The organism is Bacillus pretiosus (genome assembly GCF_051294775.1).
Classification (GTDB): Bacteria; Bacillota; Bacilli; order Bacillales; family Bacillaceae_G; genus Bacillus_A; species Bacillus_A wiedmannii.
Genome location: NZ_JBPPHF010000001.1, coordinates 1545157 through 1570508, shown reverse-complemented (window position 1 = coordinate 1570508; position 25352 = coordinate 1545157). Strand labels below are relative to the sequence as shown.

At 33.5% G+C, this 25352-nt stretch carries 23 protein-coding genes and 3 pseudogenes; 18 read left to right on the top strand and 8 right to left on the bottom strand.

The features are described 5' to 3' along the window. Positions 1–87 precede the first annotated feature (87 nt). Positions 88–242: pseudogene (locus ACSG5Z_RS07875) on the bottom strand (acyl dehydratase). Positions 243–361: 119 nt separating this feature from the next. Here ACSG5Z_RS07875 and ACSG5Z_RS07870 point away from each other — a divergent pair. The 6 genes and pseudogenes from ACSG5Z_RS07870 (at position 362) to ACSG5Z_RS07845 (ending at position 5460) form a co-directional block, all read left to right on the top strand. Then, positions 362–748 (top strand): YflT domain-containing protein, encoded by a 387-nt coding sequence (locus ACSG5Z_RS07870; RefSeq protein WP_087984520.1) that lies wholly within the window; start codon positions 362–364, stop codon positions 746–748. Between the two features lie 85 nt (positions 749–833). Beyond that, on the top strand, positions 834–1235 hold the full coding sequence (locus ACSG5Z_RS07865) for a peptidase U61 (protein ID WP_087984521.1): 402 nt from the start codon (positions 834–836) through the stop codon (positions 1233–1235). Positions 1236–1270: 35 nt separating this feature from the next. Continuing rightward, positions 1271–2296 (top strand): ParM/StbA family protein, encoded by a 1026-nt coding sequence (locus tag ACSG5Z_RS07860; protein ID WP_435711226.1) that lies wholly within the window; start codon positions 1271–1273, stop codon positions 2294–2296. A 274-nt stretch (positions 2297–2570) separates the two neighbouring features. After that, positions 2571–3521 carry a magnesium transporter CorA family protein gene (locus ACSG5Z_RS07855; RefSeq protein ID WP_435711225.1) on the top strand — a complete coding sequence of 317 codons (951 nt, stop codon included), beginning with the start codon at positions 2571–2573 and terminating at the stop codon, positions 3519–3521. A gap of 476 nt (positions 3522–3997) precedes the next feature. Next, positions 3998–4363: pseudogene (locus ACSG5Z_RS07850) on the top strand (MarR family transcriptional regulator). A 218-nt stretch (positions 4364–4581) separates the two neighbouring features. After that, positions 4582–5460, top strand: coding sequence for a LysR family transcriptional regulator (locus tag ACSG5Z_RS07845; RefSeq protein WP_098191329.1), 879 nt, complete (start codon positions 4582–4584; stop codon positions 5458–5460). Positions 5461–5841: 381 nt separating this feature from the next. Here ACSG5Z_RS07845 and ACSG5Z_RS07840 read toward each other — a convergent pair. Both ACSG5Z_RS07840 and ycaC read right to left on the bottom strand, forming a co-directional pair. Then, positions 5842–6518: pseudogene (locus ACSG5Z_RS07840) on the bottom strand (amidohydrolase family protein); the annotation flags it as partial. An 18-nt stretch (positions 6519–6536) separates the two neighbouring features. Next, positions 6537–7181: an isochorismate family cysteine hydrolase YcaC gene (ycaC, locus tag ACSG5Z_RS07835; RefSeq protein WP_000131218.1), complete on the bottom strand. Its 645-nt coding sequence runs from the start codon at positions 7179–7181 to the stop codon at positions 6537–6539. Positions 7182–7687: 506 nt separating this feature from the next. Here ycaC and ACSG5Z_RS07830 point away from each other — a divergent pair. From ACSG5Z_RS07830 to ACSG5Z_RS07805, 6 genes are all read left to right on the top strand, one after another. Beyond that, entirely contained in the window at positions 7688–8524 is an 837-nt protein-coding gene (locus tag ACSG5Z_RS07830) for an alpha/beta fold hydrolase (RefSeq protein WP_088063900.1), read from the top strand. Between the two features lie 441 nt (positions 8525–8965). Continuing rightward, positions 8966–10555 carry a bifunctional metallophosphatase/5'-nucleotidase gene (locus ACSG5Z_RS07825; protein WP_435711224.1) on the top strand — a complete coding sequence of 530 codons (1590 nt, stop codon included), beginning with the start codon at positions 8966–8968 and terminating at the stop codon, positions 10553–10555. Positions 10556–10988: 433 nt separating this feature from the next. Further along, on the top strand, positions 10989–12320 hold the full coding sequence (locus ACSG5Z_RS07820; protein WP_435711223.1) for an erythromycin esterase family protein: 1332 nt from the start codon (positions 10989–10991) through the stop codon (positions 12318–12320). Positions 12321–12817: 497 nt separating this feature from the next. Beyond that, the gene (locus ACSG5Z_RS07815; protein WP_435711222.1) at positions 12818–13975 is read left to right on the top strand and encodes a serine hydrolase domain-containing protein; all 1158 of its coding nucleotides are present in this window, start codon (positions 12818–12820) and stop codon (positions 13973–13975) included. 778 nt (positions 13976–14753) lie between these two features. Next, positions 14754–16019, top strand: a complete 1266-nt coding sequence (locus ACSG5Z_RS07810; protein ID WP_435711221.1) for a Y-family DNA polymerase — start codon at positions 14754–14756, stop codon at positions 16017–16019. Then, positions 16016–16357 (top strand): YolD-like family protein, encoded by a 342-nt coding sequence (locus tag ACSG5Z_RS07805; protein WP_435711220.1) that lies wholly within the window; start codon positions 16016–16018, stop codon positions 16355–16357. The genes ACSG5Z_RS07810 and ACSG5Z_RS07805 overlap by 4 nt, the downstream gene beginning before the upstream one ends. Positions 16358–16422: 65 nt before the next feature. Here ACSG5Z_RS07805 and ACSG5Z_RS07800 read toward each other — a convergent pair whose 3' ends face one another. Both ACSG5Z_RS07800 and ACSG5Z_RS07795 read right to left on the bottom strand, forming a co-directional pair. Next, positions 16423–17277 (bottom strand): manganese catalase family protein, encoded by an 855-nt coding sequence (locus ACSG5Z_RS07800; protein ID WP_060487291.1) that lies wholly within the window; start codon positions 17275–17277, stop codon positions 16423–16425. A gap of 235 nt (positions 17278–17512) precedes the next feature. After that, positions 17513–18646 (bottom strand): zinc-dependent alcohol dehydrogenase, encoded by a 1134-nt coding sequence (locus tag ACSG5Z_RS07795; RefSeq protein ID WP_435711219.1) that lies wholly within the window; start codon positions 18644–18646, stop codon positions 17513–17515. Positions 18647–18892: 246 nt separating this feature from the next. Between ACSG5Z_RS07795 and sasP the strand changes: the two genes are divergently transcribed. After that, complete coding sequence (gene sasP / locus ACSG5Z_RS07790; RefSeq protein WP_000002841.1) at positions 18893–19105, top strand: small acid-soluble spore protein, SasP family; 213 nt, start codon at positions 18893–18895, stop codon at positions 19103–19105. Positions 19106–19397: 292 nt separating this feature from the next. Beyond that, positions 19398–19913 (top strand): DUF3231 family protein, encoded by a 516-nt coding sequence (locus tag ACSG5Z_RS07785; protein WP_435711218.1) that lies wholly within the window; start codon positions 19398–19400, stop codon positions 19911–19913. Positions 19914–19949: 36 nt separating this feature from the next. On the opposite strand, the gene ACSG5Z_RS07780 is transcribed toward ACSG5Z_RS07785, so the two are convergent. Further along, positions 19950–20426, bottom strand: coding sequence for a YndM family protein (locus ACSG5Z_RS07780; RefSeq protein WP_142293610.1), 477 nt, complete (start codon positions 20424–20426; stop codon positions 19950–19952). 277 nt (positions 20427–20703) lie between these two features. Here ACSG5Z_RS07780 and ACSG5Z_RS07775 point away from each other — a divergent pair, with 277 nt between their 5' ends. The 3 genes from ACSG5Z_RS07775 (at position 20704) to ACSG5Z_RS07765 (ending at position 22621) form a co-directional block, all read left to right on the top strand. Beyond that, entirely contained in the window at positions 20704–20916 is a 213-nt protein-coding gene (locus ACSG5Z_RS07775; RefSeq protein WP_000069660.1) for an alpha/beta-type small acid-soluble spore protein, read from the top strand. Positions 20917–21110: 194 nt separating this feature from the next. After that, positions 21111–21263 carry a hypothetical protein gene (locus ACSG5Z_RS07770; protein ID WP_000872953.1) on the top strand — a complete coding sequence of 51 codons (153 nt, stop codon included), beginning with the start codon at positions 21111–21113 and terminating at the stop codon, positions 21261–21263. A 14-nt stretch (positions 21264–21277) separates the two neighbouring features. Next, positions 21278–22621 carry an amino acid permease gene (locus tag ACSG5Z_RS07765; RefSeq protein ID WP_435711217.1) on the top strand — a complete coding sequence of 448 codons (1344 nt, stop codon included), beginning with the start codon at positions 21278–21280 and terminating at the stop codon, positions 22619–22621. 52 nt (positions 22622–22673) lie between these two features. Here the strand turns inward: ACSG5Z_RS07765 and ACSG5Z_RS07760 are convergent, their stop codons facing one another. After that, entirely contained in the window at positions 22674–23300 is a 627-nt protein-coding gene (locus tag ACSG5Z_RS07760) for a LysE family transporter (protein ID WP_435711216.1), read from the bottom strand. Between the two features lie 91 nt (positions 23301–23391). Further along, on the bottom strand, positions 23392–24150 hold the full coding sequence (locus tag ACSG5Z_RS07755) for a YqcI/YcgG family protein (RefSeq protein WP_435711215.1): 759 nt from the start codon (positions 24148–24150) through the stop codon (positions 23392–23394). A gap of 498 nt (positions 24151–24648) precedes the next feature. Here ACSG5Z_RS07755 and cotF point away from each other — a divergent pair, with 498 nt between their 5' ends. Continuing rightward, a complete protein-coding gene (gene cotF / locus ACSG5Z_RS07750) occupies positions 24649–25128 on the top strand; it encodes a spore coat protein CotF (protein WP_435711214.1) in 480 nt (159 codons plus the stop codon). Positions 25129–25352 lie beyond the last annotated feature (224 nt).

The window sequence follows — 25352 nt, the reverse complement described above, 5'->3', positions numbered from 1 at the left end:
TTTTCTGTAATCAAACTAGAAACATTATTAGGTTATATGTTTTTTAGCACTCTTTTAAAAAGAGTGTTTTTTTTATTTTCCTTTGATTTAATTAACGAAAAAAATATCTTGTACTCCTTTTGTAACTTTTTTAAATAGAAATTTTCTATAAAACAATGGGCTTGCCTTCTAAAAAAATCGTTATTTGTAACACTGTTATCAAAGCAAAGTGCTCGTGACATTTCTTTGATATTCAAAAACATTAATAACCTATTGTATGAAGTTTTTTGAAAATTTAGGTTTAACATCTTTAAAATAGGTGTATTACATATTACATAACAACTAAATAAGAAAATAAAAAATCTAAGGGAGGAAAAATACGATGCATAAGAATGAAAGAAAACCGGTGGTTCATGAATATGATAATGAACAGGAAGTAGTTATGAAAGTAAAAGAGCTAGAATTGCAAGGGATTCACCAAGATGACATTTACGTCTTAACACATGAAAAACATCTAACAAAAAAGATTGCGGATGATACAAACACAAATACGATTGGAGTAAAAGAACAAGGATTGGGCACAAGTATTATCAACTTTTTCTCCAAAAAAGGGGACGAGCTCCGAAATCAAATGGAGGAAATGGGGTTGTCGAAGGAGGAAGCTAACTTATATGAAGAAAAACTAGATCAAGGGAGAATTTTACTCCTAGTAACAGCTGAAACACTAACGGCGAGTGATAGGCAGCCGCAAAACTATCATTCTCTCTAATAGATTGCAATATCTGATAAATAGATAAGTTAATTATTTTAGGTTGTAGCATGGAAGAAAATAAAAGTAGAGAAGGGTGAGAAAAATGAAACATACAATATTTAAATATGCTGTGATTGGGATTACGACTGGAGTCATGGTTTCTCTGTTAAAAAAAGAAAATCGGAAAGCTGTACAAACAAAAGGAAAAAGCGTAAAAGACAAACTACAAGAAGGAAACATAAAGGAAACATTAGAGAAGGTAACCGAGACAAGTAAACAATTCTCTGTAACTGCAGCTAATGTTGCCAAACAAACATTACCACAACTGCTTACAGCCACACCGGTTGTCATTTCTACTATTAAAGATTTAACAGAAAACGAAAATAACAAAAAGAAAAAAGATGAAAAGGATAATAAAATAAATCAAAATAGTAAGGACATAGACGGAGAAAAAACGGAAAATGAAAAGAAATATATGAAAGAAGGGAAAGAAGAGAGTGCTTAGATTTAATTCTAAAAAGAGAAAGTGAGGAAAAAAGTATGAAATCTCTGTATGCAATTGATGTAGGAATTGGTTTTACTAAGCGGGCATATCGACAGGATGTAGATTCTGAGGTGACGATTAAGAGTGAAGCTGCCACACTAGCTCCTGTACCTAATCATGCTGAAAGTGAAGATTTAACAAAGGTAAGTTTTATAGACTTAGACTTTGCGTACTATATGGGAAATGAAGCACATCAATCTGACGCTTCATTTCTTCCTCCATTTGACGAAGAAATAGAAAATTATTATGAAAGCGAACAGTTTAAACAACAAATATTTGGTTGCATTGCAAAGGATTATAAAGAAAATGTCGTGTTACCTTTAGTTGTAACCGGGCTTCCCGTTACTTGTTTTGGTAGTCAGCATGAGCAATTACAACGTGCACTAAAAAAAGAAACTTCCGTACAAATTGATGGGAAATTTATTAATATTACGGTGGAAAATGTTTTGATTCTTCAGCAACCGGTCGCTTTACATGCCTATTTCTTAAAAGAGGGAATCATTCAGGAACAAGATCGTATCTTAATTATTGATGGTGGATTTCGTACATTAGAAATGACAGATATGAAACAGAATGTCATTTTAAATCATTATGAGACGGAACTAGGATGTAGCAAGCCTTTGAAAAATATTAAGAATATCCTGCAGAATCATGCCGGTGAAAGTGATCACTTGCACATTAACGACATGCCAAACATATTAGAAAAAGGATATGGAGGTCGAGAAGAAAATCCTCAGACAAGCCAGGTCAATACTTTGATTCAAAAAGAGTTGGATACACACTTCCAAGACGTTATGTGTGTATTACAAGAACAATTTAAATTAGACCAGTATGACACTATTATTTGGACAGGAGGAATAGTAGACATCCACAAAAAACGAATTGAAAAAATGCAAGGTGAAATTTCTTCTTTCCGTATGGTAGACGCTTCAAAAGAGGCTGCACTTCATGGATACTTTATTATTGGAAGTCAAGTATTTGACGACATCACTAGTCAATCTGCATATGAATCTAAATTATAATAACGACCAAAATGGATTTCGTTAAATAGACGTGCCACATATAAATAAGAAAAGATAAAAAGTGCTTGTATAGAGGAAATGTTTAAAATTTAGAATCCAAATAACTAATATATAGGGGGTCTTCTTTGTAACAGAAGAAGACCTCCTATGCCATTTAGTTTGTAATTTAGAGGATCTAAAAATTTTTCCTCCAAGACATGAATACCTACATATAAATTTCATATTACGGATATTATTCGATGAAACATAAAACTATTCAGAAAGGAAGAATATTGTGGAATGTATAAAAATGCCGAAATGGGATTGGTATCATGTGCAAACTAGTGAACTTGAAAAACTTTCTTCTATAATACCTCGTGATGTAACATCTTATTTCTCTCAATTTGTAAAAAAAATAAGTTCTCCTTGTGAAAATGGATTATATGTTTATACGTTATCACCAAGTCAAACTTGTGTATATGGTTCGTTTTTATATGATCAAGATAAAAAGGACGCCAAAATCCAAAAATTTCTTCATTATTTTGTAGCTCATGGAATATTGATAACGGTCCAAGAAAAAGAGGAAGAGGATTTTCAAAAATTAATACATAATTTCTCTATGAGTATAAAAAATTGTAATAGTTCTGCTGAAGGAATGTGTGCTATCTTATCAATATTTATATCTCACTATTTACGAAAGGTTGACTATTTTGAAAACAATTTCAGAAATGTGTTATGGGATTTTTATCATCATAATAACATAGCAGTTTTAGAAAGAATTTATCATATTCGTCATGAATTATTTATGAACACACATGTGTTTCGCTTAATACAAGAAGTGTTACAAGGCTTGGAGGAAGCTTGGTTAGACAACCTAACAAACACCCTTTGTTATAAACAAACGCACGTAAAATTAGAGCGTGGATTACAACTCGTTAAAGAGTACCAAGAAGAATTAGACACGATGATTCATTTACAAGAAGTTGTTTCTTCTCATCGTGGGAATGAAATTATGAAAGCTCTTACGGTATTAACTGCTGTAAGTACGCCTTTGACAGCCTTAGGAGCATTGTGGGGGATGAATTTTAAATATATGCCTGAGCTAGAATGGAAATATAGCTATTTAATCGCTCTCTTATTTATTATTTTTACAACAGGGGGGATGTATTTATATATGCGATTCAAAGGATGGACAGGTGATTTATTACGAGTAAAGAAAAAGAAATCTTTTTTTAAATCTAATTAATCCTGTTTATAAAAAATATGATAGATATTAACCTAGATATATGGTTAGTAATATTTATTAATGGGGGTAATGCCATATCCCTATTAAGTTAAAGTTTTGATGTCCCCGCAATGATAAAAATGGTGAATATTTATATGAAAGATTAGAGCTCTCCTACACGAAGGAGGGCTCTAATCTTTGTTGAAAAACTATACCATATACATGGGCAGACTTATCATCTGAAATTTGTCCGGATTCAATTTAGAATATGACAAAAGAGAACTTGCGTTAGAAAACAAGCTCTCTTTAAAAGAAATAACGCAATTGAGATACTTATATAGTAACAATTGTTTTCTTCTAATTCCATATGTCTTATGTTGAGAAATAAATTATAAGTGGCTTGATAAAGCTAAAACGAATTATTGACATAATATTTTGACGATAATATAATAAATCTCGAATTCAAGATAACTTGTAAAGGATTGGTAATTAGGAACGTGATTAACGATGAGAGCTTATCTTTAAAGTTATTTGTTATATTATCAAGGGCAGTACAGTCAATCACTAAGCGTATTGAAGAGGATATAAAAAGTTATAGACTTAATCCAACTGAATTTGCAGTGCTTGAGCTACTATACAGTAAAGGCGATCAGCCTATAAAAAATTGGAGACAAAATATTATTTGCAAGTAGTAGTAGTATCACGTATACGTCAATTACTTCAGAAGGTATTGAATTGATGGATACTATTTTTCCTCAGCATAAAGAGGGGATTCGGCAAATATTTGATAGTTTGGACTATATGGAGAAGAAATGATAATTAAAGAGTTGAAAAAGTTAGGATGTTACACACGGAAATTGTAAGTTTTTAGAGGTTATTTCTGTTTAGTAATATCCTAATTAAATATAAATTAAATAAATAGGAGGAAAAATTAATAAATAGTAGTAAATTTGTTGTAATACAAAATAAAAAAATTATGTAATTGCAATTAGTGTAGTAGGTAATAAAGTTGTTATGTTAACGTATACATATTGTCCTTTTCATTATAAATCTTTCATAAAGCGGAGAGTGGGTATCAAGAATGGAATTACGTCATTTAGAGTATTTTATTCAAGTTTGTAATAATAATAGTTTTACTAAAGCTGCGGAAGTTCTAGGTATTTCACAGCCGACTTTAAGTCAGCAAATACGTGTGTTAGAAGGTGAACTTGATACACCCTTGTTTCATCGAGTTGGAAGAGGTATCAAAATGACAGAAGCGGGTAAGCTGCTATTTGATAAAGGAAAATTTATCATGCAACAATTTGATGACGTTTATAATGAAATTTTTGAATTAAAGGGTGTAAAAAGAGGTGTGATTACTATAGGAGGTTTATTAGAGGACCTCACTTATTTAACACCTTATATTATGAAGTTTCAACAACATTATCCCAACATTATAGTAAAAATTATAGAATCCGAAGTTGCTGTAAATCAAATCGTTGACCAAAATATTGATTTAGGAATCACACGTAGTGCTCAAATTCCAGACACATTAACAAGCACCCTTTTGTATAGCGAAGAGCTCGTCCTTGTAATTCCAAAAAAACATCCTTTGAATGAAAAATCATTTGTTTCTTTTCGAGAATTAGCAGGGCTGAGTAGAATAATGGTTTCATGTAGTTGTCGTGAATCTATTAAGATATATTGTGAGAGTTTAGGGTTATCTTTATCTGAAGCAAATATAGAAACAAAATCTTCTATTTCTCTATTGAGCCTTGTATATAATGGACATGGCGTTGCCATAATACCTCTTTCACTAGTTGACTTTGTTAATAATGATAATTTGAGTATAGTTCGTATTATTGATCCGACACCAAGTCAAGATATTAATCTTATTCACTTTGATGATAAATTTTTAAGTTTTGCAGCACGTATCTTTATGCAAAAGTTAAATGATCCTGAAAAAGTATCAGTATAATAGAAATAATAATGATTATAGTGTGAGAATTAAAAATGATACATAATTCTTGGGATAAGACCTACATTAAAGTCAAAGAGCAAGTAGATTTATATGTGTGGTGTAGTCGCTTCAAAAGGGAATACCATGGACTTTTACTTAAGGGAAAAAGGGCCGACTTTGCAAGGAGAGAAGGCTGTTAAAAACCAGTCAAGTTAATCAATTAACTCTTTGGTCTTATCGCATAGTAATAGATTCCATTAGGGATATACTGCTATTTCGAATCTACATAGAGCCCATATTACCATTATGATCTTAATACCAATACTATTTGGATCCGTCTTCGGCTCCAAACCCTTATTGTAGAAAGAAAACCACCGACATTATACCGGTGTTTTTGACTTAGAAAGCAAAGCAAGTACAACCAATACCCCATTTAGTTCCATCTTTTCCTATTACAGTATGAGTGTGTTGATGGAGGGGATTACTGCAACTATGTAACTTGTTATCATGGGAAACGTGAGAAAGTATAGTTTGGGCTAGGTTAGTACCCCCATAACCATAAACACCCGTCGGTGCCCAATCAGGTGATACTAGCGGTAATTCAGGTGATAAATTTTTAAATTCATCATTTCCATAAACAACCTGCCCACCCATAATGGTGAGTAATGATTCAAGGTTCTTGATCTCTTCCTCTGGCACAGTAAAGTAGTCAGAAGACAATACAGCAATATCAGCAAACTGACTTACTGCAAGCGTTCCCTTTTTACCTTCATCACCAGAGAACCACGCACTTCCTTTGGAATATAGTTCCAGTTCTACTTTTCGATCAAGTTTATTTTTTCATCGTATATTGAAAGAGCACCAATGGTTTTTCCGGCAACCATCCAGTAAAGAGCAACCCAAGGATTATAGCTGGAAACACTAGTTGTATCACTACCAGCGCCAACAGGTATACCTAGGTCTAACATACGATAAATTGGAGGAGTACGCTTTGCAGCTTCCTTTCCGTATAAATCAACAAAGTATTCACCTTGAAAAGCCATGCGGTCTTGGATGGCAATACCGCCATTTAAAGCTATTTCTTTGGAATACATCTATGCATTTTGTTTACTAAGATCGCGCTGAGCTCCTAAATAGCTTCCAATTATATTTTGATAACCTGGAAGATTACTAGCAAGTAAATTGCCAAAACCTTCAACATCGTTGCGCCAATCGCGTTGTAATTCGCAAGCTACGCTAAACCAGTTCATAAGTTGTACGCCATTATGTGCCATACGAGTATTGGCAGCATCTGCAACTTGTTTGCTGAAAGTTCCTGAAGCATCAGTAACAGCAAATACTTCATATCCAGCTTTTATAGCAGAAAGTGCCGGGAAAGCAACACAAACGTCTGTAACTACGCCCGCGATGATAAGTTGTTTTTTTCCAGTTTCTTCGATTGCTTTTACAAAATCATCATTATCCCATGCGTTAATTTGTCCAGGTCGAGCTATTTTTTGTGCGTGAGGAAAGAGATCAACCAATTCTTGCATTAAAGGTCCATTAGGTCCGTTTTCAAAGCTAGTTGTTAAAATAACTGGTAAATCAAAAAACTTAGCAGTGTGAGCAAGAGCTAAAACATTGTTCTTAAATTCATCAACACCATAGTCACGTACTAGTCCGGACATAAGACCAGTTTGATGATCTACTAAAAGCACGACAGCATCATCTTTGTTAATACGAGAATAGAGATCAGTCATTATGTATTCCTCCTAAAAATTAAGTAATCGAAGAAAGTTTAAATAGTCAAATATTATCATGATTTTCTTCGTTTGTTACGATTAGTTTGTAACTAAGCTGAACGATAATATTAGTTATAACAGCATTCACAGAATATGAAGCGCTATACAAATTTATAGTATTTGAAAACCGATTCATTAATCAATTCTAAATTATCTATAATTCGGATAGATGGTAACTATAGTTATTTTCACCATAAAATTGATTGGTTTTACCTATACATTCTATAGATAGAACGATATTGATAGTTACCTATTTTTGTTATTAGAATTGAATAGGAGGAATTTTCAGTAAATAATTCGTGATGAAAAAGGTAGGAGATGGGGAATTGTCCATAAACAGAAATTCAGCGGAACAGTAGAGTTTCATGCATAGAGTTCACAATATAAATGTGCATAAATAGGTTACGAGATTCATCCGGATTATTGAAGAAAAGGATATATATTAAAATATTGGGGGTAGAAGAATGGCAAAGATTACTGTAGGAACCGAAAATCAAGCACCAATTGAGATATATTATGAGGATCATGGCATAGGAAAACCAGTTGTACTCATTCATGGTTGGCCGCTAAGTGGTCGATCTTGGGAATACCAAGTTCCCGCTCTTGTTGAGGCTGGGTACAGAGTTATAACATATGATCGTCGAGGCTTTGGAAAATCATCTCAGCCGTGGGAAGGGTATGAATATGATACCTTTACTTCTGATTTACATCAACTATTAGAACATTTAGAGCTTCAAAATGTCACACTTGTTGGTTTTTCTATGGGTGGAGGCGAGGTAGCTCGGTATATTGGAAAATATGGAACTAATAGAGTGGAGAAGGCTGTATTTGCAGGGGCTGTACCACCATTCCTTTACAAGTCAGCAGATCATCCTGAGGGTGTATTAGATGATGAAGCAATTCAAGGATTTGAAAATGGAGTAAAAAGTGATCGCCTAGCATTCCTTGATGAGTTTACGAAAGGATTTTTTGCTGCTGGAGATCGAACTGACTTAGTTAGTGAACCATTTCGACTTTACAATAGGGATATCGCTGCGGGTGCATCACCTAAAGGAACACTAGATTGTATCGCTGCTTTCAGCAAAACAGACTTCAGAGGCGATTTAGCCAAGGTTAATATACCTACCCTTGTTATTCATGGTGATTCAGATGCAACTGTACCATTTGAATATAGTGGGAAATTAACACATGAAGCAATTCCTAATTCTAAAGTAGTATTAATAAAGGGTGGTCCACATGGGCTAAATGCAACGCATGCCAAAGAATTTAATGAAGCGCTCCTATCATTTTTAAAGGACTGATTACAACTATATAATTGTTAATTGATAAATTATAAACAAGTAAAAATAAAGCTTTATAAAAGATGCTCTTGGATAAATCCAGGAGCATCTTTTTAAATTAGGAGTAGTGCACCACGGTAATCTTCCATTATGAAATTTCTATTCATTTTTAAATATTGATATTGAGATGTTATCTTGAAAAATACTCATTAATTTCGAATTGAATAATCTTCTTAACAGCTAAAATGTATTGGTTAGAGTTTTTTTAGACCTCTTAGATGGATTGCTATATTACTATCAAGATAATATTTTGAATAATCCTCAAAACAAAGAAATGTTTTGTCAGAAAACAATAAAATCTTATTAATTTTTATAATTAGTTGAATTTTTATAGAAATAATTCTCTTAATATATTAAAATAACATCGTATTATGTCAGATTTTAATTAGGGGAGAGAAATTTATGTTAAAAAAAATCATTCCAGTTGCTTTAGCATTAAGTACAGTTACTTTTACTAGTGTATTTGCTGCGCCTTCAGCCCAAGCAAGTACAGAACCAAACCGCTACATAGATGTGCAAATGCTCGGTATTAACGATTTTCATGGGCAACTAGACACTGTAAAAAAAATTAACAATAAAGATGCAGGGGGTATTGAGTACTTAGGGGCTTATTTACGTGATCGTGAAAAACAAAATCCGAATACATTAAAGGTACATGCTGGCGATGCTGTTGGAGCAAGTACTCCTGTTTCAGCATTATTACAAGACGAACCTACGATTGAATTTCTAAATGATTTGAAATTCGATGTTGGAACTATAGGGAATCATGAATTCGATGAAGGTGTTGCGGAAATGAATCGCCTTATTTATGGTGGATACCATGAGAAAACAGGGAATTTTAAAGGAGCAAAATTCCCATATGTGGCTGCAAATTTCTATAATAAATCCACTGGTCGTTTATTTTTACCACCATTCACTATAAAAAAGGTACAAGGAGTTCCTGTTGGATTTATCGGAGTCGTAACAACGGATGTTCCTAATCTTGTTATGCCTACTATGCTAAAGAATGTGGAAATTACAGATGAAGTTGAAGCTATTAACAAATCCGTAAAGCAATTAAAAAAACTAGGCGTTAAATCTATTGTTGTTCTTGCGCATAACGGAGGTACAACAGATGGGAACGGCGTAACAAATGGTGATATCGTCCGATTAGCAAATGAGACTGATCCAGAAGTCGATGTTATTTTTGGTGGGCATAGCCACACTTATGTAAATGGAACTGTTAATAATAAACTTGTCGTACAAGCAAATTCTTATGGTATGGCTTTTGCTGATGTTGATGTAAAGATTGATCGTAAAACACAAGATATTGTTGAGAAAAAAGCAGAAATTGTTACAACTTACCATGAAGGCATGGAGCCTGATAAAAAAATAAAGAAGAAGATGGAGAAATATCAAGCAAAAATCGCACCTCTTGTTAATGAAGTTGTAGGTAAGTCTATTGCTCCACTAGATCGCAAACTCAATACGGCTGGTGAATCTACTCTTGGAAATTTAGTTGCTGATGCCCAGCGTACAACAATGCAATCTCAAATTGCACTTATGAATCCTGGTGGTATTCGTAATGACTTAGATGCTGGTGATATTACATGGGGAGAGATATATGGTATTCAACCATTCGGAAATCAATTAATAAAAGTAAATTTAACAGGTCAAGATATTCGTGATATTTTAAATCAACAATGGCAAAAAGACATAACAAGAATGCTTCAAATTTCAGGAATCCAATACACTTGGGATGCGAACAAGCCTAATGGAGAAAAAGTAACAAGTATTCGCCTAACAAATGGAGAAGAAATTATTCCTTCTCAAACTTACAGCGTCGTTGCGAACGCATTTCTAGCTTCAGGTGGAGATGGGTTTGTATCCTTTAAAAACGGTAAAGATGCTGAAACAGGACCAACTGATTTTGAAGCATTAGTAGATTATATAAAAAAATCAAAAGAACCAATTCAATCTGTTATTGATGGAAGAATTCAAAAAATAAATTAGATTTTTATTAGTCTCAAAAACAAATAGATTACCTGTACGCTAACTTTTTCGTGTGCAGGTAATCTATTTTTTATGGGCTTGAAATAAAGTCTTACTGTGGCCAATGGGTATACCGTCTAGATGCAGAGTGCAGAAAACAATGGAGTAGACAAAAAATAACCCCTAAATTAACTCTATGATGAAGAGACTACAAATAATTAAAATTTGGAACTTCATATTAGCCCAATATTAACTACACTATAATGGATTGAAGCTCATGTAGTTTTATATTCGTATGAGTGAATTAAGGATTTCTTAAGAACCTATTAAGAAATAAGTGAGTTTGAGGAATTAGAATAAATGTATCTTAACAGTAATAAGAGAGGTAATGGTATTAAACGGTAGTCCTTATAGTATGTCAAAAATTAATAAATTAGTATTTCAGGAGGTTTTTATGAAAAAGAAAATAATTATTGCACTTAGTGCTTCTGCTATAATACTGACTAATTTTGTAGGAAGTACTTATGCAGATTCGAAAATAGAAGTTTCTGTTACAGCTCCCTACAATACAAATCAAATAGCGGGATGGTTAGAAGCACATGCAAAGCCTTTAAAAACAACTAATCCAACTGCATCTCTTAATGATTTAAAACCACTTAAGAATATGGTAGGTTCAGCTTCAATCGTAGGTTTAGGTGAAGCAACACATGGGGCTCATGAAGTTTTTACGATGAAACACCGTATTGTTAATTACTTAGTATCTGAAAAGGGCTTTACCAACTTAGTTTTAGAAGAGGGGTGGGACAGAGCTTTGGAACTTGATCGATATGTTCTTACTGGTAAGGGAAACCCAATCCAACATCTATCACCTACATTTAAAACGAAAGAAATGTTGGATTTACTTGATTGGATTCGGCAATATAATGCTAATCCAAAACATAAATCTAAAGTGCGTGTCATCGGGATGGATATTCAATCAGTAAATGAGAATGTTTATAATAATATAATAGAATATGTAAAGAGGAACAATTCAGATCTTGTGCCTAGAATAGAAGCGAAGATAAAAGGTCTTATTCCTGTAACAAAGGATATGAATACTTTTGAGATTCTTTCGAAAGAAGAAAAAGAAAAGTATATTTCAGATGCTAAACAAATCAGTGCTTTATTAGAACAAAATAAAAGTTATCTAAATGGAAAATCCAAAGAGTTCGCATGGATAAAACAAAATGCCCGTATTATTGAACAGTTCACTACAATGTTAGCGTCACCTCCTGATAAAACATCGGATATTTTTTTGAAACATGATATCGCAATGTATGAAAATGCGAAGTGGACTGAAGAACATTTAGGAAAAACCATTGTATGGGGACATAATGGGCACGTTTCGAAAACAAATATGATTCCTTTTATATACCCTAAAGTAGCTGGGCAGCATTTAGCAGAATACTATGGGAAACGGTATGTATCTATTGGAACATCAGTTTATGAAGGACAATATAATGTTTATAATAGTGACGGTGAATTTGGCCCTTATGGAACATTAAAATCAGATGATCCAAACAGTTATAACTACACCTTCGGACAAGTTAAAAAAGATCAATTTTTTATTGATTTACGTAAGGCGAACGGAGTGACAAGAACTTGGTTAAACGAACAACATCCAATTTTCGCGGGGATAACTACCGAAGGGCCTACTATACCTAAAACTGTTGATATATCATTAGGGAAATCATTTGATATACTTGTTCAAATTCAAAAAGTGAGTCCATCTCAAGTGCATCAATAAAAGTAGAATCATATGTCTTAATGACAACGTGATAAATGTTTCATATAGCGCTATGAAATTTTGTTATATAGCAAGAAAAATAATCATATTAGAAAAAATCAGCAATGAAACTTGTTAAGAGTAAAAAGAATATTCAATATTTAAAGCGCGAAAAAAAACTGAAGCGACATCGGTGTTTTTTTGCGCTTTCGAGCACAGATGCTACTGCAATCCTATTATTATAGAAACGATTTCGAATGTAAGGAATTCGTAAGGGATAGGTAAGGAAAAAGAGATTTTCATTGTGTAGGATAAAAATATAAGGAGGCGTGAAGGGGGGGAAGTACGGCCTACATATAAAACAATCAGTAACAAGAGTGTTTTGTGAAAATAATGAGTACAATGATTGCAAATGCATTGTTGCTTTTTCATCATTGGGAGAATGGATAGCTGTTTGGTTCGTATATGACACAGCTATCAACTATCTATACAATTTTAATAGAAGAGAGGAATGCTTTATGAAAACACGCAGTAAAATTACATGTGCAAGTCTAGCACTTTTAATAGCTGGAAGTTCTCTGTTATACATACCACCAGCCTCAATTGTAAAAGCAGAACCCACGCAAAATGTATCTAGTTCGTTACAAACAAGTGCTCAAAGCGATCGTACTTCCGTTAAGAAAGCAATGCGGGATACACTGCAACTAGGATACCCGGGAATACTCGCTCAAATTTCTAAGGGTGGTAAAACTTGGAGTTATACTGCTGGGGTAGCGGATCTGAGAACTAAGAAACCAATGAAAGCAGATTTTCGCTTTCGTATTGGCAGTGTGACGAAAACGTTCATTGCAACAGTTCTACTTCAATTATCTGGAGAGAACCGTTTAAATTTAGACGACCCTATTGAAAAATGGTTGCCTGGTGTCATTCAAGGAAACGGATATGATGGTAACCAGATTACGATCCGGCAACTATTGAATCATACAAGTGGTATTGCTGACTATATAAATTCAAAAGATTTTGATATTACGGATATAAAAAAATCGTATACGGCTGAAGAATTTGTAAAGATGGGGATTTCTCTTCCACCAAACTTTGCTCCAGGGAAGGGTTGGTCTTATTCAAACACAGGATACGTAATACTGGGGATCCTTATCGAAAAAGTAACAGGAAACAGCTATGCGGAAGAGGTTGAAAATCGGATTATTGAACCGCTTGATTTGTCAAATACATTCCTACCTGGCAATTCAAGCGTGATTCCAGGCACCAAGCATGCACGTGGATATTTGCAACTAGACGGAGCCAGTGAGCTAAAAGACGTTACTTATATTAACCCAGGTAGCTCGGATGGAGATATGATTTCTAATGCTGACGACTTAAACAAATTCTTCTCTTACTTACTCAGTGGCAAATTACTGAAGGAACAGCAACTAAAACAAATGCTTACTACAGTTCCTACAGAAAGAGAGGGAACTAGATATGGCCTTGGAATTCTTGAAATTAAGCTTCCGAACGGTGTTACGGTATGGGGACACAGGGGTGCCGTTCCAGGGTTTTCCACTTTTGTTGGTGGAACACTTGGAGGAAAACGTACATTTGCTATCAATGCGAACAGTTTAAACATTCATAATCTGGAATTTTTTAAAGATATTTTACTTGCTGAATTTAGCAAGTAGGAAAAACAGATAAATTTTATCATTTGTAATTTCTATCGGAATAGATTATCGCTTGAAATGAGTATAGAGGGGGTTAAGTATATAGAAACACACAAACCAACTATAAGAGATGGCTAAGTAAAAGGTTTGGTTTATGCATTGGTCGTTTAAAAGAGCAACACATATAATGAGTGATTATTATATATACTATTGTATTTGTATGGGTATTGTCACTAATTGTAAATTTATATAAATTGCGAAGTCTAATTTAAGACTTCGCAATTTTTTCGTTTAACAGCTTTTATTGTGAAGCTATTTACAATAGAAAAAAGGAGGATGTAACTAGCTATGCGGATGGATCTTGGTACATGTGCTATATAGGAGATGTTGCTGAAAAAATATACAAGAAAAAATCAAATTTAGAAGAATATATGTATGGGAGACAAGAAAGCTGAAGTAAAATAAAAATCTTTGCTTTTTATTTTATTATCTTCACACATATAAGAAACAAAGGAATTTATCCCGCTTTAATGGGCAGTAAGACCCCCACTGATTAAAGTTTCACTTTATATAAAGTATGTTATTGATGATAAAGGTTTAATTGGTTTGTTTTAGTAGTTTTATATTTATGAGTTAATTGGGAATTATAGCGGTTTTGTATACATAATTTTTCTCGCCTTAATTGATAGCGCGTAGATATAACGGTTATTTTAACCAAAATTTTCATGAAAATACCTTCAAAAGGAACGTAGGTTCGTGTATAATAAGAACAAACGTTCTTTTGTTAGGAGTGATAACCTTGTATGATTATTCTCTTTTACCGAATCGTATTATTTTATGTGTAGATCTTCGTAGCTTTTATGCAAGCGTGTCATGTATTAAAAAAGGACTTGATCCACGATATACGAAATTGGCTGTTGTAGGTGATGTAAACCGCAGTGGATCAATTGTATTAGCAGCAACACCGCCATTAAAAGCATTAGGAATTAAGAAAATGGCACGGTTGTACGAAATACCGAAGCGACCAGATATTATTATTGTGAATTCGATTATGCATACGTATATGAAGTGTTCAACTTACATAACAGGCTTAGCTTTACAGTATGTTGCGCCGGAAGATTTTCATCAATATAGTATTGATGAGTTTTTTATGGACATGACCGCGAGTATTCATTTGTTTGCGAGTAATCCGTGCGAGTTTGCATTAAAGTTCAAGCGAGAAATATATGAACGTACACGGATCGAAAGTACGATTGGTATTGGGCCAAATTTATTATTGAGTAAAGTAGCGATGGATGTGGAAGCGAAAAAGAATAACGATGGAATAGCGCAGTGGACGTATGACGATATACCCGAGAAGTTATGGAGTATTAGACCACTCAGTAAATTTTGGGGTATATCGTATAAAACGGAAATGAAATTAAATCGAAAAGGTATACATACGATTGGGGATTTAGCGCAGTACCCGTTGAAGTATTTAAAACAATCGTTTGGTTTAATAGGGGAAGAATTACACTTGCATAGTAACGGGATTGATTTCAGCAGAATAGCAGAGAAATATGTTCCAGCGACAACATCTATAGCGAAAAGCCAAATATTATTTCGTGATTATTCAATAGAAGAGTTCACCGTTATTTTATTAGAGCATGCAGAAGAAGTTTGTTACAGATTGAGAAGCGAAAAGAAATACGCGCAAACGATTCATTTTTCAGTCGGATATAGTAGGGAATACGGGGGAGGAATAAAAAAAGCACATACGTTAAATAGAGCAACAAATCTAACGATGGACATTTACAACGTTTGTACATATTTTTTATACGAACGGCATACAGGAGAGCCGATTCGCTCGATAAGTCTTTCCTTAACAAATTTAATACATGAAGGAGAAGAGCAAATTTCGCTTTTCGATAACATTATACAAAGAGAAAAAGAAATGAGATTAACGAAGGTTATGGACGAAATTCGAACACGATTTGGTAAGAACAGTATATTACGTGGAATTTCCTACACAAGCGTCGCAACAGCAAGATATAGAAACACATTATTAGGAGGGCACAAATCGTGATGAATGCTAATATGCCAAAAGGAAGAGGAATGGTCAAGTGGCAACCATTTGCTAGTATGCCAGAGCAGTTCGTCTGTATTAAAGACATGATACAGGAGCAATCAAAGATCCCGCGTCCAATCTTAACGCAAGATGCAAAAGAAAGGATTGAAAATAAGCTGTTAATTTCATATTTAGGTGAAGAAGAGGTTTTACTTACATATTATAAAAATGGCTCTCTATATAAAAATTACATAACAGTAGCTGATATAAATCCATTAAATAAGACGATTACTTGTACCGATGCTTTTCGTAATCAAAAAATATTTAAGTTTGGTGATGTAATGGAAGTGGAATAAAGTGTAACTGGAATTCATATAAAGGTTTATGGCCAACCATGAATAAATAGTTGGCCATAATGATCTTAAAGATCCATATCTTTTAATCCGGGACTATGCTCATTTGGCATTTCAGGAAGTTCTGGTACAGGAAAACCTTTTGGTGGGTCAGTTACTGTTAATGTTCCTTTATTTCTACTTGGAGATTCACCTTGGAATATTTCTCCCATTCTTGTTGGATCTAAGCTGAAATTAAATTGTGCATTATGGAATCCCATGTCTACATATTTTCTACACTCTGGATATTTATTGATATCATAGTTCGGCACAGGGAAGAGTTTCCCCCATTCAACCCCTAATGTCTCTAAAGCTTTTGCAAAAGCATTTTGATGTGCATTATCACGAACAATTAAAAATGCAAGAGTTTCTCTAAATGTTTGATTAGAACTCATTTCATAAATTCTAGTTTTTTGAAGTACACCTGTAGATTCAAGTACTACATTATCTAGTAAATCGCTAATTAGGTTTCCATGACTATATACCCAAGATCCATTCCAAGGATTTCCAGCTGCATCAACAGGCAATGAACTTTGAGCACCTACAATAAAATGGTGAGGGTTTGCATGTTTAACCGCTTCATCAAGCGGTGCTTTGTCAATACCAGCATTTCCTGGCGTAGGTTCACCAGATCCAGTTAATAGCTGATTAATTGTATGTTGTACAAGTTCTACATGGCTTATTTCCTCTAAAAAAACACCTCGAAGTAAATCACGATATTGCTTCTCTTTACCTCTAAAATTTGAGCTTTGGAAGAAATATTGCATCATTGTACGCATTTCACCATAATGCCCGCCTAATATTTCTTGTAAAACTTTTGCAGCAGCTGGGTCTGGTTTATCCGGCTTAATCATATTAATTATTTCCTCTTTATAATAAAACATGAAGGACACCTCTTTTTAAGTTAGTTAACATTGTTATCGTGTCCGCTAATTGGTTACTTAATACTTTAATTCATTTTTTTACCAGTAAATCGTTACCGTAAAATGCAAAGTCTTTTTGAAATAACTATTTTCGATATGAGATGAGAGTGGGGGAATAGCTACTTAGCATGTAATAAAAAAGATAAGATTACGGAGTGTAATCTTATCTTTTCATGAAGAATAATAAATTGTATCTTCAAGGTTTTAAAATGACTTTTATACAATCATCTTCACGATTATTGAAAATTTGATAACCGTAGCTCGCTTCTTCAAGGGGGATTTTGTGTGTAATAATTTCTTTTGGATCGAATTCTTTGTTTATTATTTTTTCAAACAGTTCCGGCATAAAATGAATAACAGGTGCTTGTCCCATTTTAAGATTAATATTTCTAACCCAAAATGCCCCGAGTGGAAAAGCATTATAATTGCCGCCATAAACACCCGTCATTTGAACCGTTCCGTATTTTCTTACGGCTTTCGTAGCAATTTGAATAGGCCCGAGAGTTCCACCTTGTAATTTCAATTTTTGTTCCAGGAATTCTAGTGGCGATTTCTTCCCATCCATGCCCACGCAATCAATGACTACATCGGCACCGCCATGTGTGATTTCCTTTAAATGTTCTCCCATATCAGGAAATTTTGTAAACTCAAATACCTCAACATTGTTAATCTTTTTTGCATAATGTATCCGATAATCTAAGTAATCGACTGCGATTACGCGCTTAGCCCCTTGCATCCAAGCGAATTTTTGTGTCATTAATCCAACAGGGCCACAACCTAGGACGATAACAGTATCACCTGGCTTAACACCTGCGTTTATTACACTCCAATAGGCTGTTGGCAAAACATCGGATAAAAACAGTAGAGATTCATCTTCAAGCTCGCATGATTCTGGTATAACAAATGGAGTGAAATTTCCAAAAGGAACTTTTAAATATTCTGCTTGTCCGCCTGGATGGTTACCAAATTTCTCTGTATAACCAAAGTATCCACCAGAATCATAATGAGGATTGGAGTTATCACATTGACTTTCCATTTCATGTTGGCAATAAAAACAATGTCCACAAGCAACATTAAAGGGGATAACAACACGATCGCCTTTTTTTACTTTCGTAACATCTGGACCAACTTCTTCAACAATGCCCATTGGCTCATTACCGATAATATACCCTGGAGGTAAAGACATGTTGCCTTGATATAAATGTAAATCAGAACCGCAAATAGCAGTTGAAGTAATTTTTACAATAATATCATCTTTTTTCTCTAACTTTGCATCATCCACCTGTGTAACTTGTACTTGGTTTGGTCCTTGATAGGTTACAGCTTTCATCTCATATCTCCTTAGGAATCATTTTTCATAATTTATATGTATCTCTTGGCAAAACAGAAATCTTTAGTAAAGAGAAATCTATACATAGTGTTGTTATAAAAGTACGTTATAGCAACTCTTCTTTCTTATATCTTTTGCCCTATTTTAAGAAGAAACTCAATATTTATTCATAATCTAATTTCCACAAAAAGGATAATTATTATTTCATAATTTGTAGCATATTAAAAACATCGGAGGTGAAACGATATGGCAAACAATAATAGTGGAAGTCGTAATGAATTGTTAGTTCGAGGTGCTGAACAGGCTCTTGATCAAATGAAATATGAAATTGCCCAAGAGTTTGGTGTACAACTTGGTGCAGATACAACAGCTCGTTCAAATGGATCTGTTGGTGGTGAAATCACAAAACGTTTAGTAGCAATGGCTGAACAACAACTTGGTGGTAGAGCTAACCGTTAAGTAAATTAGTGTAAAAGATAGCAGGCATGTAAATCAATTTCTTTTGTATATGTATAAAAACAAACCCTTATATTAAATGGATTCTCACTCAAAGATTATCGATAATTTTCTTTCATAATCTTTGAGTATTTAATTTGTAAACTACTTTCCTAAACAATAAACACGTAGTGTTGGAAAGGTGTTTTCCATGCATAATAGAAAATCTTTTGCAGGAAAAAGCATACTTGAAAGTTTGATTTCAATATTGAAATCAATATTTATTATGATATTTTCGAAAGGGAGGAATTTAAAAATGGGTATTTTAAGTGGAAACCCTCAAAATGAACCGTTACATTACGGAGAAGTATTTGATATTTGGAGTTACCTTCTAGCTGCACAAGGTGGAATCGCAAGCCATCAAGTATTTATGAATCACACAGGTGACGAAGATTTGAAGAAGTTTTTAGAAAGCTTAATTGAAAATGATATGAATTCAGAAATAGAAGAGTTAAAAACTCTTTTAAAGGTTAATGGCGTAGCATTACCGCCTGCTCCTCCAGAACGACCAGTTGCATCTATCGAAGATATTCCTCCAGGAGCGCGTATTAATGATGCTGAAATAGCAGCAGCTGTTGCTACAGGATTAGCAGCTGGACTTGTGACATGTAGTCAAGTGATGGGAAAATGTCTTCGAGAAGATGTAGGGATGCTATTCGGACAATTTCATATGAAAAAAGCGCAAGCAGGTGTAACTTTGCTGCGTCTAAGTAAGAAAAAAGGGTGGGTAGTTCCACCTCCGTTACATGTAAGAAATTCAGATCAAGCTTAAGAAACAAAAATAAAAAAAGTGGCATTGGCCACTTTTTTATTTTTTAGATGTATCCTCAACTTTGGATTTATTTATTGTAGAAGAATCCATATATTCATCTGACATTTCCATAGCATATTTATCATGATGAATATGATTGTGATTTCTTAATTCATCGTCGTTACGCAGTACTAATCTCTTCATATAAATATGGAAGAAAACCTCTATTCCGCCAATAATTAATGCGGCAATAAATGAAGAAAGTCCAATATTACGAGTAGCATCTAAATTTGTAAATAAGGATGTTAAAAGCCAAATGCCGAAGAAGCTTAAGCCGAAATCTGCCATTGTAGCAATCATATTTCCGTATTTAGGTAAAATGAAGAGATCGCCGATTAAATAGGCAGCTCCTGTTAGGAAAAGAGAAATGAGTAATACTCTAGGAATCGAAATGCCTTGAAAGATACCGAGTACCATTAGTAATACTGCAGTTATCGCTGTGTATTTAATTAATAAAGCAACAATATGTTTCATCATTTTCCTCCATTGTTTAAACGTATATGGAATAAAAGATTTCATTGAAAACGGGTTATGCTTTTATATAGCGTAACCCGTTTTATTTTGTGTTGGAGGACTATTTAGAATATCCCATGGCACGTATGTTATATTTCGTTCTCCTATACATTATTATATTGGGCTTAAAGTGCATCAATTATACCTTTGAATTCGTGGTCGTAATTACCAATTAATTAGCTATATATTTTAGCATGTAATTTAACATATTAAAGAAAGAAGAAGGAGGTGAATTAATATGTCAAATAATAACAGTGGAAGCAGCAATCAATTATTAGTACGCGGCGCTGAACAAGCTCTTGATCAAATGAAATATGAAATTGCTCAAGAATTTGGAGTGCAACTTGGAGCAGACGCAACAGCTCGTGCTAACGGATCTGTTGGTGGTGAAATTACAAAACGTCTTGTATCATTAGCGGAGCAACAACTTGGTGGTGGAGTTACTCGTTAATTTTATATACAAAATGGATATAGAGGAGAGGCATGTCGTCTCTCCTTTCTCATACATTTTTTAGATTTACAACTATAACTCGAATTTATTTGTTTAACTTTTAGACTTACAAGGTTTTAAATACATAATTAATTTTTGCGTAATAAAAGGATAAAAGATGCGAGGTTATATTTGATGCGAAAGGAGCAGAAAAAATGAAATATGAAGCATTATTTACAGTTGAGATTTCTGTAGGAAGTGAAAGAGTAGCAAATCACAAAATAAAGGCTCATGATGTCGTTGATGTTGTTGAAAAGCTTGCTGAGAAGTACTTAAGTGATCATGAGGGGCATTCTCAAAATGAATAAAGGAGAATCGTAATATGACCTGCCATGATGTTAAGAACGAAACGAAAGAAAAAAAAGATTTAAAATGGTGGCAACTCTCACTTATTGGAATTGGTTGTACGATAGGAACGGGCTTTTTTTTAGGATCCAGTATAGGGATTAAAATAGGTGGATCTTCAATTATTCTTATTTTGATTTTAACGGGATTCACTACATATATTGTATTTGAAGCATTGGCAAAAATGGCTGTGGAAGATCCGCAAAAAGGATCGTTTCGCATTTATTCAAGAAAAGCTTTTGGAAATTGGGCGGGTTTTAGTCACGGATGGACATATTGGTGTTCGGAGTTGCTTATTATGGGCAGCCAGTTAAGTGCGTTAGGAATCTTTTCACGTTACTGGTTCCCTAAAATACCACTATGGATATTTGCTGCTGTATATGGAGTAGCGGCTATATTAATTATTTTTATAGGGGTAAAAATATTCGAACGTTTAGAAAAATGGATGGCTATTATAAAAATCGCGGCTATTATAGGATTCATTGTGATTGCTATTTTGGTTATTTTAGGATTTATAAAGGGTGGTTTATATAAAGCGCAAATTCCGCGGAATTTTAAAGACTGGTTCCCAAATGGATTAAAAGGTACTTGGTCCTCTCTAATTTATGCATTTTATGCATTTGGAGGAATCGAAATTATGGGGTTAATGACAATAAGACTTAAAGACCCTAAAGATGCACAAAAATCAGGTAGAGTAATGTTAATGATTTTAACGATTATTTACGTAGTCTCTTTAGGGTTGGCAATTATGATGGTACCATTAAACCAGTTTAATACGAAAGAAAGTCCTTTTGTAATAGCATTACAAGACTATAATTTGCCGTATGTGCCATTTATTTTAAATATAGTATTAATTTTAGCGGGTTTTTCAACGTTAGTTGGTTCATTATTTGCAGTGACAAGTGTATTAATGAACTTAGCTGAAGAAGGTGATGCACCTGCAATGTTTGCTAAAAAAAACAAGAAAAATATCTCTTTTCCAGCTTTAATTCTTATTATAATTGGACTTGGTGCTTCTATCCTTAGTGCTTTATTACTACCAAAAAATATATATGAGTATGTCACAACTGCAGCTGGATTAATGTTGTTATATACATGGAGTTTAATTCTTCTTTCCTTTTGGAGACTAATGAATCCAAAAGGTTGGATGCAGATAAAAAGTATTATTGGTCTTATTATGATTGCACTAGCTGTTAGTGGAACACTATTGCAAAAAACAACCCGTTTTGGTTTCCTAGTGAGTTTGTTGTTTTTAGGAATAGTTATTATTGTTACTATAATTGTTCATTTTGTCTCAAGAAAAAGGAATACAGTTATATGAAGTATCTTTCTTTACACAACAGGAATAGTAGGTCAGAACTAAATAATAGAAGTTATTGAAAAATAATTTGATAAGTTTGAAAACCAAAATATAATCCATAAATAATAAGTGATATTCCAGATACTACCGTTATAAGAGACAATATACGAGTATTCAAAAATTTACGAAATATACTAGATGTACTTGCCATCGTAATATCCCAAATAAAAATACCTAAAATGGTACCAAAGCTATATAACAAAAGCTGCTCTTTATTATAGGAAGAAGCGGCTTTTGCTAATATAGAGCCGAAAATTCCAAGCCAAAATAGAATTGTTAATGGATTAGATAAAGACATAAAGAAACCAGAAAAAAAGCTTTTACTAATTGAATCATCATTTCTCGTATTACTAATGCTAATTTGATTCGCGTTTTTTAAACTTTCGATACCTGTATAGATTAAAACAAAAGCGCCGAAAGACCATAAGAAAAGTTTTATAATATCTTTTTCGAGGAAATGAATGACACCTAAATAAATAAGCGCCATATAGATAATATCTGCAAGTAAGGCTCCTATGCCAAGAATCCAAGCGTGAAAAAAACCACTCCTAATACCTTTTTCTAACTGTGCAGCATTAATAGGCCCCATTGGAGCAGATAATGATAAACCTAAAAAAACATAGCTTAAAAATATGCCCACGTATAACATGCTCCTCCCACTAAAATTGATCTATATTAAATCTATTCAGTGGTTAAAGTTTGTACAACTAAATAATAAAAAGCAGAGTGAATTACTTATTTTTATGCAAGTATTTTATTATTCGAGAAAACGGACACTTGGATGGAATTGTTTCATCATCACGTAAGAAATATTGCTGCCATTCAAAATTATCTTTTTCACCATAATCTTTAAGAGAAGGGTGAATAGGAGCTTTGTCATAAGCAGCTAGACGTTGACGTATTAAGTTTTTTAGTTTTCTACTGCGTTTCTCAGAATTCATAATTCCCTGTAAAACCCATCTAGGGGTTAAAGCAAGCATCATACATGAAAAATGTCTACTTCGTCTATTGACATGGGCAGGTGTAGCGCAGTAAACAAAATATGATTCATTATGAAAGCAAAATTCCCAAGTGTTTTCCATAGGATCATTTGGAATGTGCATAGGCCATTCCATCTCGTCCAAACGGCTAGTTGTATTAAGTAGAGACCAATAAATATGTTCAAAATCCTCAACGGTAGTTTCTCGCTTTAAATCTATTGGTGTATGAATAAAAACAATAAGTGAAGCGTATTGCCCTGTGTCTCTAGAACATTCTGTATATTCTTTAAGTAATGTAGCAAAATCAGCGCTAGTATTCATATCTTTAGGATCACCAATGAATCCGTACCGGAGGTGATTGGCTGTAAAGCCGTGTTGAGCTGGGATACAAGGGAAAGGTTTATTTTTATCTGTCATTTTTAATTTAAAAGAACGGAAAGCTTCTTGTTGCCAATGTGGAAGGTTAGTAATATTTTTTTGTAAAGAGTCTTTATCGTAAATTATAGTCATCTTTTTATCCCTCCTAAGTCATAATATATAGCCTATTAATTATTTAGGAATAGGTGACTAACACGGCTAAAATAATTATTTTTTAATCTATAAAAATAAAGTGATTTAATAGAGAATCCCCTTCAATGTAGTTACTTAATTTTTAATCATATATAAAATTAAGTAACTATAAAATTTAAAAAATATGTAGGTACAATGTTCACATTTATATTTTCTAACTAGTATGGTTTATAACGAAACGAGAAAGGATGTATTATAGTGGGGATTTTTAAGGAAGAAAAAATTAAATTTATAGATTGTAAAGGCGAAGAAGTCATTTTGAAAATTAAAATTAAGGATATAAAAAAGTAGGGAAGAGGAATTAAGTTTATTTTATGGTGATTAACATAGAAAATGGAAAGTAATGATAAATTAGGTTGAAATGAATTCATGTAGTATAGGCCCCTTTTACATTTTTTTGCATAATGTAGCATGAATGAATATTAAGGGGGAACATATATGTCTTATCCTAATCAGTTAGCTTGGCATGAAACATTGGATCTACATGAATTAGTAGCATTCCAAGCGAACGGTTTAATCAAATTAAAAAAGTCAGTTAGAAATGTACCTGATCAAGCACTTCAATCGTTATATATTAAAGCTATAAATGCCATCCAAAACAATCTACAAGAGTTAGTACAGTTTTATCCGTATGCTCCTGGATTTCAAGCGCAGCATCGTGATGAAACTGGATTTTACGCTGGAGATTTGCTTGGGTTAGCGAAGACATCTGTTCGAAACTATGCAATAGCAATTACTGAAACTGCAACACCCCGACTTAGAGAAGTTTTAACCCGTCAAATAAATGGTGCTATACAATTACATGCACAGGTTTTTAACTTTATGTATGAACGTGGTTACTATCCAGCTTACGATTTAAAGCAACTATTAAAAAATGATGTTCAAAATGTGCAAAAGGCAATACAAATGCAATATTAAAATAAAGATATGGAAATTATCATTAGAGAAAAACTATAGTTTATTTATAGAGGATCAAATAGTTAATACTAAATGGTAATTTCCATTGTTAATAAATTGATTAAAGGATAAAAATATAGATTCATTCGAAAATACTAAAGAAATTATACTAACGCTATTTTAGAATGGTGAACTCCTTAAAGTTTTTTAGGGAGTTTTAATCAAATATTAAATATGCTAGAGAA